Source organism: Flavobacterium sp., from assembly GCF_965657075.1.
In the GTDB taxonomy this organism is placed as follows: Bacteria; Bacteroidota; Bacteroidia; order Flavobacteriales; family Flavobacteriaceae; genus Flavobacterium.
This window is the reverse complement of record NZ_CBFHMV010000004.1, coordinates 51628-64832: the sequence shown is the minus strand read 5'-3', so window position 1 is coordinate 64832 and position 13205 is coordinate 51628. Positions and strand designations below refer to the sequence as shown.

At 30.1% G+C, this 13205-nt stretch carries 13 protein-coding genes; 5 read left to right on the top strand and 8 right to left on the bottom strand.

Annotated elements, in window-relative coordinates:
* Positions 1 to 70 precede the first annotated feature (70 nt).
* Genes ACTF56_RS04240 through ACTF56_RS04230 form a run of 3 tightly spaced genes read right to left on the bottom strand, consistent with a single transcriptional unit; the run spans position 71 to position 1513 of the window.
* Positions 71 to 286, bottom strand: a complete 216-nt coding sequence (locus ACTF56_RS04240; RefSeq protein WP_438965669.1) for a hypothetical protein — start codon at positions 284 to 286, stop codon at positions 71 to 73.
* A gap of 56 nt (positions 287 to 342) precedes the next feature.
* Positions 343 to 534 carry a DUF6132 family protein gene (locus ACTF56_RS04235; protein ID WP_438965668.1) on the bottom strand — a complete coding sequence of 64 codons (192 nt, stop codon included), beginning with the start codon at positions 532 to 534 and terminating at the stop codon, positions 343 to 345.
* A 1-nt stretch (position 535) separates the two neighbouring features.
* Entirely contained in the window at positions 536 to 1513 is a 978-nt protein-coding gene (locus ACTF56_RS04230) for a c-type heme family protein (protein WP_438965667.1), read from the bottom strand.
* Between the two features lie 135 nt (positions 1514 to 1648).
* On the opposite strand from ACTF56_RS04230, the gene ACTF56_RS04225 reads away from it, so the two are divergent.
* The 4 genes from ACTF56_RS04225 (at position 1649) to ACTF56_RS04210 (ending at position 5116) form a co-directional block, all read left to right on the top strand.
* Positions 1649 to 2026 (top strand): hypothetical protein, encoded by a 378-nt coding sequence (locus tag ACTF56_RS04225; protein WP_438965666.1) that lies wholly within the window; start codon positions 1649 to 1651, stop codon positions 2024 to 2026.
* 131 nt (positions 2027 to 2157) lie between these two features.
* The gene (locus ACTF56_RS04220) at positions 2158 to 2943 is read left to right on the top strand and encodes an MbnP family protein (RefSeq protein WP_438965665.1); all 786 of its coding nucleotides are present in this window, start codon (positions 2158 to 2160) and stop codon (positions 2941 to 2943) included.
* Between the two features lie 162 nt (positions 2944 to 3105).
* Positions 3106 to 4146, top strand: a complete 1041-nt coding sequence (locus tag ACTF56_RS04215; protein WP_438965664.1) for a cytochrome-c peroxidase — start codon at positions 3106 to 3108, stop codon at positions 4144 to 4146.
* 1 nt (position 4147) lies between these two features.
* Positions 4148 to 5116, top strand: coding sequence for a transporter (locus tag ACTF56_RS04210; protein ID WP_438965663.1), 969 nt, complete (start codon positions 4148 to 4150; stop codon positions 5114 to 5116).
* Between the two features lie 48 nt (positions 5117 to 5164).
* On the opposite strand, the gene ACTF56_RS04205 is transcribed toward ACTF56_RS04210, so the two are convergent.
* Positions 5165 to 5962 carry a hypothetical protein gene (locus tag ACTF56_RS04205; RefSeq protein ID WP_438965662.1) on the bottom strand — a complete coding sequence of 266 codons (798 nt, stop codon included), beginning with the start codon at positions 5960 to 5962 and terminating at the stop codon, positions 5165 to 5167.
* A 256-nt stretch (positions 5963 to 6218) separates the two neighbouring features.
* On the opposite strand from ACTF56_RS04205, the gene ACTF56_RS04200 reads away from it, so the two are divergent.
* On the top strand, positions 6219 to 6929 hold the full coding sequence (locus ACTF56_RS04200) for a peroxiredoxin (protein WP_438965661.1): 711 nt from the start codon (positions 6219 to 6221) through the stop codon (positions 6927 to 6929).
* Between the two features lie 51 nt (positions 6930 to 6980).
* Here ACTF56_RS04200 and ACTF56_RS04195 read toward each other — a convergent pair whose 3' ends face one another.
* From ACTF56_RS04195 to argS, 4 genes are read right to left on the bottom strand one after another with little or no spacing between them, the layout of a single operon-like run.
* Positions 6981 to 8495 carry an MBOAT family O-acyltransferase gene (locus ACTF56_RS04195; protein ID WP_438965660.1) on the bottom strand — a complete coding sequence of 505 codons (1515 nt, stop codon included), beginning with the start codon at positions 8493 to 8495 and terminating at the stop codon, positions 6981 to 6983.
* A gap of 3 nt (positions 8496 to 8498) precedes the next feature.
* Positions 8499 to 9917, bottom strand: coding sequence for a GDSL-type esterase/lipase family protein (locus ACTF56_RS04190; RefSeq protein ID WP_438965659.1), 1419 nt, complete (start codon positions 9915 to 9917; stop codon positions 8499 to 8501).
* On the bottom strand, positions 9910 to 11343 hold the full coding sequence (locus ACTF56_RS04185; RefSeq protein ID WP_438965658.1) for a hypothetical protein: 1434 nt from the start codon (positions 11341 to 11343) through the stop codon (positions 9910 to 9912). Before ACTF56_RS04185 ends, ACTF56_RS04190 begins: the two co-directional genes overlap by 8 nt.
* A 39-nt stretch (positions 11344 to 11382) precedes the next feature.
* The gene (argS, locus tag ACTF56_RS04180) at positions 11383 to 13158 is read right to left on the bottom strand and encodes an arginine--tRNA ligase (RefSeq protein ID WP_438965657.1); all 1776 of its coding nucleotides are present in this window, start codon (positions 13156 to 13158) and stop codon (positions 11383 to 11385) included.
* Positions 13159 to 13205 lie beyond the last annotated feature (47 nt).

Genomic DNA, 13205 nt, shown 5'->3' with positions numbered 1-13205 from the left:
TTCTTTTTTAACTTGTGTTCATAAAAAAAGCCACTTTAATTCAGTGGCTTAGTAGTATTTTAAATAGAAATTAATCTTCTTTTTTTGCTTCTGCTTTTTTAGTATCCGCTTTTTTAGAAGAACAACAAGACCCTTTTGCTTCTGATCCACAAGATTTTTTTTCTTCTTTGGAACAAGATGCTTTTTCTGTTTTTGCTTTTTCTTTTTTAGCTTTCTTTGGTTCTTGAGCGTTAACTCCTACTGAAAACAATAAAGCGAATGCTAAGATTGATAAGGTTTTTTTCATGATATATGTATTTAAATTTATAACTTATTTTTGGTTGTAATATTGTTTCAAATATACTATTTTTTTTCTTTTACAAACATATTAAATAATAAACCTCCTAACAAACCACCATAAAGTGAGCTATTTAAAGGCTTAGAAGTGATTGCACAAGTTCCTGAAGCACAACCAACAAAATGATAATAAGTATAACCTGAAATTAATCCTATTACTATTCCGATTCCAGTGATGATGTATCCTTTTTTAGTCATTTTATTTATTGAATGTAATACTCCAAATTCCTCTAACTTCATTTTCTCCATAACCAATGGCTAAGTCTGCTGGATATAAAGCTTTAATTTTTTTTAGAACTTCTGGCTTGATATTTTCTGTTTTTCCGTGACATTGCAAACACATCGTATTGGTTGGAATAGGGTAATAAAATTGCACTTTATCACCGTTATCCACTACTACAGGTTTAGATTCTTTCTTATCTGTAATATCTTTTTTGAATTGTGATAAATAAACTAATTCTTCTGCATTTGCCTTGTTATTTGAATTTCGGTTTTTATCTGAAACTCGCTTAATCGTTGCGCTGTATTTTAAAGACATACTATCAGTCAAAGGCATCGCTTGAATATTACAAAAAGCTAAAGCCTCTAATGTTCCTTTCTTTTGAATGGTTCCCATTAAATTTTGACCTAATAATTTTTTGGTAGAAAGCGCATATTCCAAACCTATTTCTTCATAGGTTTTTTGTTTTTCCACTACAACAACTTTTTTGCCTGGTTGTGTCCAATTGTCATTTCCGTGTCCTTCCCAATGTTCTTTGAACCACGTTGGTTCTTCAATTTGATAATCATACATAAAATCAGCAATTTGAGCTACAATATTTTCAGGAAAAACTTGTTTAGGCATTACACCAAATTTCTTCAAAGCTCCATGCATCATGGCGTCATCCTTATTCGGGTTTTCTGCAAAGGCTACAATTGCATTAACAAAATCTTCTTTCAAATCATATTCCATTAAATATCTAGACTTTACTGCTATCATTGGAGGAGCAATTCTACCTTCATTTTCTTTTGCTGTAGGACTATGACAAACGTAGCAATGGGTTTCCATCAATTTTTTTCCGTTGTGATTAATAGTGTCTAGTGGTTTGTTTTCGTTTTCAACATCTGTATAACTTTCATTTTTTTTATTGCAAGAAAGAAAGAGCAAAGCCATTGAAATTAATAATAATTTATTCATTAATACAAAATTTAATTCCAACAAAGTAAGTCTAAACCAAATGATTTTATTGTAACCATTGTTACATGAAAAAAAATAAAATTAATGCTTATTAAAAAATTTAATTCCTAATTTTGCAAAAAATAAAATAAAAAATTGAAAAAAATACTATTCATTATAATCACTTTTATGCTAATCAAACCTGTTTTACCGGTTTTGGATTATGTGATTAATTATGAATATATTTCTACTCAATTATGCGAAAATATTGAAAAACCTCAATTAAAGTGTAATGGTAAATGTCATTTAGCTAAAGAATTAGCGCAAGCTTATGAAAATGAAAAACCATTAAATTCAGATAAAAAACAAACCTTTAAATTTGAAATTGAAGTTCTTTTTTGCGAATCTATTTCAAATTATAATGCAACTGCTTTTTTAAATTTTGAGGCAAATGAGCCTAATTCATTTTATCAAAATTTATATCATTCTGAAGTTACAACATCTATTTTTCATCCTCCAACAACTAAGTGCTAATTTATTAACTTTAGATTGAATTAATTATTCTTAAAACAAAAGAATTTTTAATTCAACAAGTCTTTTACCTCTTATAATTTGAAAAAAAAATTCAAATTATAAATACATGTTTAAAAATTAATACTAAAAAAATGAAATTTCAATTAAAAAATATAGCAATCGCTGTGGTTGCAACACTTGCTTTTACTTCATGTTCAAACGATGACACTATTGCAAATAACGTTTCTGGTAATGGAAACTTAAAACTAGAATTTGATAATGTTTATGGAGATGCCGATTTTGCATTTAACACTGAATATACCAATTCTAATGGTGAAAAAATTAAAGCAAATAATGCCATTTATATTGTGAGTAATATTGTTCTAACTAAAGAAGACGGTTCAACTTACAGTGTGCCAAAAAACGAAAGCTACTTTTTTGTAAATGAAGCTAATGCAGCAAGTACAATCATCAATTTACCCAATATTCCAGCCGGAAATTACACTAAAATAAAATTTGGTATTGGTGTAGACCAAGAACAATTTAATTCTGGTGTGGATGGACAAGGAACTATGTGGTCGGATGCTCAAGCATTGGGAATGACTTGGACTTGGGCTGCAGGTTACAAGTTTGTAAAGTTTGAAGGCACAGTAACTACAAACACTCAAACGGATGCTAACTATAGAGTGCACACAGGAAAAACAGGAGATGTATATAACTATTCAGAAATAAATTTAGATTTTCCTGATCAAGCATTAGTTAGAACTTCTATAACACCATTAGTACACATCATGGCAGATTTAAAAACTATTGTTGACGGAACTACAAAAATTAATTTTTCCGAAGCATTAGATGTAATGGGTGGCGTTAAAGTTCAAAATATAATGGCTAATAATGTTCCTAATATGTTTGAAGTACATCATGTACACAACGATTAATTCAATTAGAAGCTAATCCAGCTGTGCATTACAAGTCCGCAGGAAAAACAAAAATTTTGTAAGCAAAAAAATGTGCTTCTTAAGTCGCAATTTTTTCACAACAAAATCATTTTGTTTTTCCTTTACGGGCTTTCCATTGCCATCTGGGCTAAAAAAACAGTTATGCAAACAAAATATATTTGGCTAATACTATTCAGTCTTTTAATCAGTTGTTCATCCGAAGATTCAGAAGACTATCAAAATATTCCAATTGACTACCAAGTGCCTTCAAACTTTCCACCAATAGCCTATAATATGGCTACAAATCCTTTAACAGAAAAAGGCTTTGAATTAGGAAAAAAAATCTTTTATGACGGTCGATTAGCATCTGATGGTGTAGTTTCTTGCGGTTTTTGTCATATTCAAGAAAATGCTTTTACACATCACGGTCATACTTTTAGTCATGGAGTTGGTGAAGGAGTTGGTACACGAAATGCTCCACCTATTCAAAATATGGCTTTCCAAACCCAATTTATGTGGGATGGTGCTGCAAACCATATTGAACTTTTATCCATGATTCCCATCGCATCTGAAATTGAAATGGATGGAGATATTATTGCCATCATGAACATGATGAAAAACGATGCATCTTATCAGAAATTGTTTCAGCAAGCCTTTCCAAATAAAGAAATTAACCCTGAAAATATGTTAAAAGCATTAGCTCAATTTATGACAATGCTTACATCTTCTAATTCTAAATTTGATAAATTTCGTAGAAATGAATCAGGTGGTACATTAAATCAAGAAGAACTTGCTGGTTATGCACTTTTCAATCAAAAATGTGCTAGTTGTCATGCCACCGATATTTTTACAGATAATTCATTTAGAAATAATGGTTTATCTATCAACCCAATGATTAATGATTTGGGTAGATATAAGGTTACTGAAATTGAATCTGATAAACTAAAATTCAAAGTTCCGAGTTTAAGAAACATTGAATTAACTGCTCCATATATGCATGATGGTAGATTTTTTACGCTTGAAGGTGTGTTAAATCACTACGCTTCTGGTGTAACAAACACTCAAAATCTCGATCCTTTATTAAACAACAATGGCACTTTAGGAATACCTCTTAATGCAACAGAAAAGCAACAATTAATTGCCTTCCTAAAAACATTAACCGATAATGAATTCATAACCAATCCAAAATTTGCAGAATTTTAAAATGAAAAAAAACATATATATATTATTACTTTTATTCGGATTACAAAATGGATTCGCAATAGAAAAAGACAGTTTAAATTACGTAAAGTATTTTAAAAATTCAGACGTAAAAGCAAACCTTTTTGATGATGATTGTGATGCTTGTGGATGTTCTGCAAGTGGTGGAAGCATGGGATTTGCCTCTATGCTAAATTCAAACTTTATTGGAGTTCGATACTTCAATCAATCCTACAAAAGCAATGATGGTTTGTACAGCAATTCCCCTTGGTATAATGAAAATTTCAATACAATTCAGATTTGGACTCGAATTCCTGTTGCAAAAAACATTCAAATTTCGGCTTTACTTCCTTATCATTTTCACAACAGAGAAAGTGCTACTGGTAAGCAAGATATTTCTGGAATTGGTGATGCAACCGTTTTGGGTATGTATACCATATATCAAACCAAAAAAGATAGCGCTAATTTATATCATGCCTTGCAACTTGGTGCTGGTATAAAAATCCCTTTAGGGAAATTTGATGCCGCTAATAATGGAAGTGTTAATCCGAGTTATCAAGTAGGAACAGGAAGTTGGGATTATCTTTTGGCATCAGAATATGTAATTAAAAGAAAACAATTGGGTTTAAATTCGATGCTAAATTATGTAATCAAGACAGAGAATGATAAAAACTATCGTTTTGGAAATCAGTTTAATTACGCTACTACTTTGTTTTATTTAATTGAAAAAGAAGCGTTTTCACTAGTCCCACAAATTGGAGTTGCCGGCGAAGTTTATGAAGACAATTATCAACTTAACCAAAAAGTTAGAGGTACTGCTGGCGATATTTTTATGGGAAAATTAGGCTTTGAGATTGGAAAAGACAAATTTTCATTTGGAGCCAACGCAATGCTTCCAATAAACCAAAACTTAACTGATGGCAATGTAAAATCCAATTACCGTTGGAGTATAAATTTGAATTACAGTTTATAAAAAAAAGGGATAACTTAAAAATTATCCCTTTTCATATTTTTATATAGCTTATTTTAAAGTATCTTTCTGGGTTGTTTCAGTATTTTCTTCGCTAAGAATTGGTGCTGCTACTTCATTTGCTTTTTTAGCTCTGTTTTCACATCTATCGCATAAATCTGTAATGTTTTTCATTTCATGAGCTTGTGCAACAGTACCTTCAAAAATTTCGTTAGTTCTATTGCTGTTAATATAACCACAATCGCTATATAAATGATAACTTTTTCCTGACTTTGTCCAATAAACAAAATTATTTCCGCCATTTAAGTCTTCAACCTGACGTGTTTGCTCAGTATATTGCTCAACTGAAGCCATATTAGATTCAAAACCACCAATTCCTGCAATCAATAAGGCAATTCCAGCTATACTTCCTAGAATGGCTTTGCTTTTTCCATCGACTTTTTTATTCGTTAAAATAAAAATAATTAAGGGTAAGAAAGCTACAAAAGCCATAATTACTCCTAATTGATTTTGAACGTAAAATAAAAATTGATTCTTTTCTGATGGTGGATCTAATCTGTTGGATTTTTTCCATAAAAGTGAACCTACAAAAACTAAAATTAAGTCTAAAACTATAAGACCAATCACCCAAGCATTAATTGGAGATTCTTCTGAATTCACAGCACTTAAAAACATTCTAATAGCAAAAACTTGAGCTACAATTGCTCCAAGCCATAATAACACGGCAAACATTCTAAATTGTGTAGCTTTTCCCTTATTTTCTTCTGTAGGAACAAAAGTATAATTTGAATTTGTATTGCTCGGTTTATCTGAACCACCAACACTTGTGATTTTCTTATTTGTACTCATAATTAATTGGTTTAATGTTCAAATGTATTATTTTTTTTTAAATATTACTTTTCTGGATTGGATATTTATTAACCTATTTAAGTTCTTAAATGTTTATAACTAAATAATTTTAGCTTATGTAGCTATCAATTTAGGTTATCGTAAAAACATATACGATAAATTTAATCAATTTCAAAGAACTTGTGTTACATATTCAAAAAAAAATATGCCTGAAATTTGTACCAACAAAAAATAATAACAATTAAAATTTATAATTATGGAAGAACAAGTAATAAATGTAATGCCAAGAATTGGAGACAAAGCTCCAGAATTTACAGCTGTAAGTACACAAGGAACAATTAATTTTCCTAAAGATTACGAAGGAAAATGGGTAATTTTTTTCAGTCATCCAGCTGATTTCACTCCTGTTTGTACATCAGAATTTATGACATTTGCAAATATGGAAAAACAATTTAATGAGGCAAATTGTGAGTTATTAGGTTTATCAATAGATGGGTTATATAGTCACATTGCATGGTTAAGAACCATCAAAGAAAAAATTGAATATAAAGGAATGAAAAATATTGAAGTAAAATTTCCTTTAATTGAAGATATTTCTATGAAAGTATCTAATAAATATGGTATGATTCAACCTGGTGAAAGCAGTACACAAGCTGTTAGAGCAGTATTCTTTGTTGACCCAAAAGGAATAATTAGAACTATTTTATATTATCCATTAAGTATTGGAAGAAACTTTCAGGAAATATATAGAGCATTAATTGCTTTGCAAACTGCAGATGCATTTCAAGTAGCTTGTCCTGCAGATTGGCAACCAGGTGATGATGTAATTGTTCCAACAGCAGGTTCTTGTGGAGTAGCGCAAGACCGAATGGAAGATACTGAAAACTTAGATTGTAAAGATTGGTTCTTTTGTACTAAAAAATTAGATAAGGATTTAGTCCTAAATACAGTTTTAAACAAGCAGTAAAACATTACAATTTAAAAAGGACAAAATTAAAAATTTGTCCTTTTTTTTATTTTAAAATTGAAAATATATAAAAGGTTGTGGCCCAGCGGAAGCAGTAGCATAAATAATCCAAAATATCAATCCAAACAAAACTGCTTTAAGTGGCAAAGGAGTTGCATTGAATAAATTTCTCATACCAGCAATTACTTTATTAGGTAAAAAATGCCAAACAAATCCGATTAAAATAAGTATAAAAACATTTTTATAACCCATCATAATGGTTTGCCATTGATTAAAATCTAAGGTTAATTTTCCAATATTATTTACGACTTGAAAAGCTGTTGAAAAATCTTTAGCTCTAAAAAACAACCAACAAAATGCCACAAAGTGAAATGTTAACATTATTTGAGTAATTCGAACAAAGTAATTTTTTGGTAATTTTATAAATTGACCAAAAAATCTTTCAAAAGCTAGTGCCAATCCATGTAAAATTCCCCAAAAAACAAACTTCCAATTGGCTCCATGCCATAATCCTCCTAACAACATGGTTAAAAATAAATTAACATAAGTTCTGAAATTTCCATTTCTATTTCCGCCTAAGGCAATGTATAAATAATCTCGTAACCATGACGATAATGAAATATGCCAACGTTTCCAAAATTCAGTAATGGAAGCCGATTGATAAGGAGTTCTAAAATTTGGCGGCAACCAAAAACCCATTAACAAAGCCAAACCTATAGCAATATCAGAATATCCAGAAAAATCACAATAAATTTGAATCGCATAACCATAAGAAGCCATCAAGTTTTCAAAAGCACTGTAACTGTTTGGTGCATCAAAAACACGATCTACAAAATTGATGGAAATATAATCGGAAATAACCGCTTTTTTTAACAATCCACCAATAATTAAAAATAAAGCATTGTTAAACTCTTCTTTAGTAAGTTTTAACTTTTGATAGATTTGAGGAATAAAATCGCTAGCTCTAACAATTGGTCCAGCCACTAATTGAGGGAAAAAAGACACAAAAAATAAAAAGTCAATAAATGTTTTTGCAGGTTTTAAGTCTTTTCTATAAATATCAATGGTGTAACTTAGTGTTTGAAAAGTATAAAATGAAATTCCAACAGGAAGAATAATGTTTTCCAATTTGAAATTTCTATCAAAAGCCCAATTAAAATTTTCAATAAAAAAATTGGTATATTTAAAATATCCAAGTAATCCTAAATTAACAACAAGACTGACAATTAAATAAAACTTACGATAGAAAGCACTTTTCTCTTCATATATCAAATTGGAAATTACATAATCTACAACAGAAGAAAAAAGGATTAGTCCAAAGAAAAACCCACTACATTTATAATAAAAAAACAAAGAGAATAAGACTACATAAGTTATTCTAAAATAATGTAACTTTTTTGTAGCTATGTAAATACTGTAAAAAATCAAAAATAACCCCAAGAACAAAGCACTGTTAAACAATAAAGGCCTTTCTGGATTATAAGTAAACCAATCTTGAAAAGATTCTGAAGAGATTGCACCAATATTTTGGACAATCCATCGGTTGATAGTTTTTAGCGTTTCCACTAATTATTTGATTGATTTAAATGATTCATAAGATTGCATAATGGCTTCAAAAAATGCATCTGCTTGCTTTTCATAGCCTTTTCTGGTATAGTGTACTTTATCACTCGAAATTAGTCCCGATTTATAATTTTCATTTACTTTTTTAGAACCTCCAAGAACATGATACAAATCCCAAACGGAATAGTTTTTTTCTTCGGCTTGTTCGATAATTAAATTGGTATAGTCTATTTCGTAAGTGTTTTTATATTTTCTTTTAAACTGAGATGGTGGTGGCGTTGTAACAATAATTTCAGCCGTATAATTGAACGTTCTTATATTTTCAATCATTTGATTCAATTGCTTTTTATATTCTTCTGCTGATAATTTATCAAAACTTTCGTTGGTTCCTAAAGAAATAATAAACAAATCGGCTTGAAGAGCTGGCAATTGTTCATAAAACAAATTGTATTTATTAAAATCCGAACATTTTGCACCATTTATTCCAATGTTACTGTAAGTAATTCCTGGTTGTTCATTTTCTAAAATCACACCATTTAAGGCAAATTCAGAAAATTGTTTGTTGGGTATCAAATGAATTGATTCAATTAATTCTTGTGAATAATGATCGTAAGAATAGGGAAATTGAAATTGTTGCAAAGGCACAAAATCTTTTTTGATGATTTCTTTTTTAACCGTTTCATAAACTTCCTTTTGACCTGGAATAATCAAGGTTTTCCCTGCGTTAATTCGATCCGATTTTAAGTTATTAGCTCTTTTTAAATCCGTAACTGAAACTTTATATTTATGAGCAATTTTAGATAAAACTTCTCCTTGCTTAATTTTATGTGATGAAGCTTTTTTCTTTACCACTTTTTCTTCAACAAATTCTTTTGAAGTTGTAAAATCATTGGCTACAAAAAAAGAATTCACATTATTAGGTGTAATGACTCTAACGGTATTGAATTTGTATTTCTCTTTTACTTTTAATTCTATATTAAAATCGATTTGATTTGTATACAAAGCTATTCCACTTAATCCAACTGGCTTCGTATCTGGTGTTTTTATGATCTTGTAATTATCAAAATTTATGTTGGAAGAAAACTTTGTCCAAAAAGAACCATTAGTTCCTGCCATTTTGTAAGGAAAAGCATATCCCAAACCAGCATTACCAAACTTATTTTGAAAATGTTGACGTAAATGATCAGTAACTAAATCGGCTTGAATGTGAGAATCACCAATATGAACAATTCTTAGTTTACTAGATTTATTTACTTCAATATCATGTAACTTTTCAAAGGTATTGGAAAGCATTTTGTCGTTAATAAGTACATTTCCATAATGTTCAACTTCCAATGTGTCCACTTCTACACTCAAAGAATCTGCTTCTTGAGCGTAAAACAAATTGACCATTAGTAAAAAAAAAGTCGAAATTATTTTAATCATTTGTACTGTCTTTTTTTATAATCACACTGTCTTTTTTTCGTTTAGGCAAAATAAACTTAGTGTTCATTTTTTTAAACGTTAAAAAACCTTCATTTATTTGATTGAAAATCAGTTGAGCAACTTCTTTTGAACCGGTATAATTAAAATGCGTATAATCTTTATTGGCTTTGGCTGGTTGACTTTCTACCCATTCAACCATTGAGCCATTTCCACCCATTAATTCGTATAAATTTACAAAAGCTGCTTCCGATTTTACTGCGTATTTTTTTTGCGCAACAACCAAAGGTAAGACAGCTGAATCTGTTTTCATTTCCAAATCATATTTGGTGGATTTATCTGCAGTGGAAACAACCAATACCGTTGCATTTGGAAAACACTTTTTGACATGATTTACCACTTTAGTCATTCGTTTTTCATACCAACTGTAATCATACGAACCATAATTCAATACATTAGTTCCGTAATGCAAAATAATTAAATCATAATCCATGACTTTATTAAATTCATTCATCAAACTTAAATCAAAAGTAGCGATAGGCAAACCTGAATTTCCTCTGTTGGAAAAATTATCTATATGAACTCCTTTTCCATCATCAAAATTGAAGCCATAAAACGGAATATCTTTAGCATTTATAAAATTAACTTTTAAGTTTTTAACGTTATCGGCTAATTTTAAGGTGTTTAATTTTTTATCTGTATTAAGCTTTTTGTAAATTGTATCTTTACCAATTACATAAGAAATCATAGCGTTTTTATTGCTAGAACTTCCATAATACAAAGTAGGATTATTTAATTGTGTAGCAAATTTATAGTTATTGGCTCTAAACTTCACCCAAGTTGGATGCACTGTGTCATTGGCAAAAAACACATGACCATTAACCCCAAATTCTCGTATAGGCTTTTTTGTTTTTAAATAAGTCTGAGTTTTCCAATTGTTAGAAAATTCATGCGAGACTGTAGCTCTTGAAGCTGCTGATTCAGAAGTAATATTTACAAAACCAACACCTTGACCCGCAAATTGTTCTTGAAAAAGCTTGCGCACATCTTGAACAATCATATCGCCATCATTCATAGAATCACCAAAATAGGCTATTCTTATGTTTCCGTTTTTTGTAGTTTCAAGCATTTGTAACTTTTCATAAAATGGAACAATATGTTGATATCCTTTATAATCATCAAAATACTCAGAAACGTATTTAACACCATTATCTTTATTAGGTGTAAATGTTATAATTTTTTTAATTAACGAATCCTTTTCATCCACAAGTTCGTTGTTTTTTTCATCGTCAATAGCCTTTAAGAGCAAACTGTCTATAACTACATTTTCTGAGGCAACTTCTTTTTGTTCCAGAGCTTTTTTAGGTAAAAAAGTTTTAAATGCAATAAATGAACTTGTAGCAATTACAAGTAATAAAATAGTTTGCAAAAAATAATTTTGAGATGTTTTCACTTGATAACGAAAAAATTACATTCGACTTGGAACTTGGATTCCTAATAATTTGAAAGCAGATTTTATAATGCTTCCAACAGTCAGTGACAATTGTACTCTGAATATTTTTTTAGCTTCATCCGTTTCCCCTAAGATAGAAACATTTTGATAAAAAGAATTGAATTCTTTAACCAATTCGTAAGTGTAATTAGCAATTAAGGCTGGACTATAATTGGCAGCAGCATTTTGAATTACATCGGGATACTGTTGTATTTGTTTGATTAATTCTTTCTCTTTTTGGTGTAATTCAATGACCACATCTTTTGAATAATCAAAGGCTGCTTTACGCAAAATAGATTGAATTCGAGCATAAGTATATTGGATAAAAGGTCCAGTATTTCCTGCAAAATCAACAGATTCTTCTGGATTAAAAAGCATTTGTTTTTTTGGATCTACTTTTAACATATAATATTTCAAAGCACCAAGACCAATAGTTTCAAATAAACGAGCTTTTTCAGCTTCTTGAAAACCGTCAAGTTTTCCTAATTCCTCTGAAATTCTTTGAGCAGTTGCTGTCATCTCTGCAATTAAATCATCAGCATCAACTACTGTTCCTTCACGAGATTTCATTTTACCTGAAGGTAATTCGACCATTCCATAAGACAAATGATATAAACTTTCAGCCCATTCAAAACCTAATTTTTTTAGGATTAAAAACAATACTTTGAAGTGATAATCTTGTTCATTTCCAACCGTATAAACCATTCCTCCAACATCAGGATTATCTTTCACACGTTGGATAGCTGTTCCAATATCTTGTGTCATATAAACCGCTGTTCCGTCAGAACGAAGTACTATTTTTCTATCTAAACCATCTTCCGTTAAATCAATCCAAACTGAACCGTCAGGATCTTTTTCAAAAATACCTTTTTCTAACCCAAATTGAACTACTTCTTTTCCTAATAAATAGGTATTACTTTCGTAATAGTAGCTGTCAAAATTAACGCCTAGACTTTCGTAAGTTGCTTCAAAACCATCATAAACCCATTGGTTCATTTTTTTCCAAAGTGCTACCACTTCTTCATCACCAGCTTCCCATTTCAATAGCATTTGTTGGGCTTCAACAATAGAAGGTGCTAGTTTTTTGGCTTCATCTTCCGTTTTCCCATCAGCCATCAAAACAGCAATTTCCTTTTTGTAATTTTTATCGAATTCTACATAAAAATTTCCAACCAATTTATCCCCTTTTAATCCTGTAGCTTCTGGAGTTTGACCATTTCCATATTTCTGCCAAGCCAACATGGATTTGCAAATATGAATACCTCTATCGTTAATGATTTGGGTTTTATAGGATTTTTTTCCTGAAGCTTTGATGATTTCAGAAACAGAATAGCCTAACAAAATATTACGAATATGACCTAAATGTAAAGGCTTGTTGGTATTTGGAGAAGAATATTCCACCATTATAGCTTTAGCATTGTCCTCTGGTTTTACAAATCCAAAATCTTCTTTATTTTTGATAGAATTGAAGAATTTTATATAAAAACCATCCGAAATCACTAAATTTAAAAAACCACCCACAACATTAAAACGACTGACAAAGTCATTTTTATCTACCAAAAAAGTTCCGATTTTTGTTCCAATTTCAACAGGATTTCCTTTTAAAATCTTTACCAATGGAAAAACAACCATGGTTACATCGCCTTCAAAATCTTTCCTAGTCGCTTGAAATTCAATTGTTTCAATAGTTAAATCGAAAAGTTGTTGAATAGCGTCTTGAATTTGTTCGGTAAGAATTTGATGTAAAGTCATTTAATGTGTTTTTTGAAGGTGCAAATGTAATAATTAGTAATTAGTAA

What these genes read in the sequence shown, in the direction of transcription:
- ACTF56_RS04210 (WP_438965663.1), top strand. Translation starts at nt 4,148, where the DNA reads ATGAAAAAAAACATATATATATTATTACTTTTATTCGGATTACAAAAT.
- ACTF56_RS04235 (WP_438965668.1), bottom strand. Translation starts at nt 534, where the DNA reads ATGACTAAAAAAGGATACATCATCACTGGAATCGGAATAGTAATAGGA.
- ACTF56_RS04240 (WP_438965669.1), bottom strand. Translation starts at nt 286, where the DNA reads ATGAAAAAAACCTTATCAATCTTAGCATTCGCTTTATTGTTTTCAGTA.
- ACTF56_RS04200 (WP_438965661.1), top strand. Translation starts at nt 6,219, where the DNA reads ATGGAAGAACAAGTAATAAATGTAATGCCAAGAATTGGAGACAAAGCT.
- ACTF56_RS04220 (WP_438965665.1), top strand. Translation starts at nt 2,158, where the DNA reads ATGAAATTTCAATTAAAAAATATAGCAATCGCTGTGGTTGCAACACTT.
- ACTF56_RS04230 (WP_438965667.1), bottom strand. Translation starts at nt 1,513, where the DNA reads ATGAATAAATTATTATTAATTTCAATGGCTTTGCTCTTTCTTTCTTGC.
- ACTF56_RS04190 (WP_438965659.1), bottom strand. Translation starts at nt 9,917, where the DNA reads ATGATTAAAATAATTTCGACTTTTTTTTTACTAATGGTCAATTTGTTT.
- argS (WP_438965657.1), bottom strand. Translation starts at nt 13,158, where the DNA reads ATGACTTTACATCAAATTCTTACCGAACAAATTCAAGACGCTATTCAA.
- ACTF56_RS04215 (WP_438965664.1), top strand. Translation starts at nt 3,106, where the DNA reads ATGCAAACAAAATATATTTGGCTAATACTATTCAGTCTTTTAATCAGT.
- ACTF56_RS04205 (WP_438965662.1), bottom strand. Translation starts at nt 5,962, where the DNA reads ATGAGTACAAATAAGAAAATCACAAGTGTTGGTGGTTCAGATAAACCG.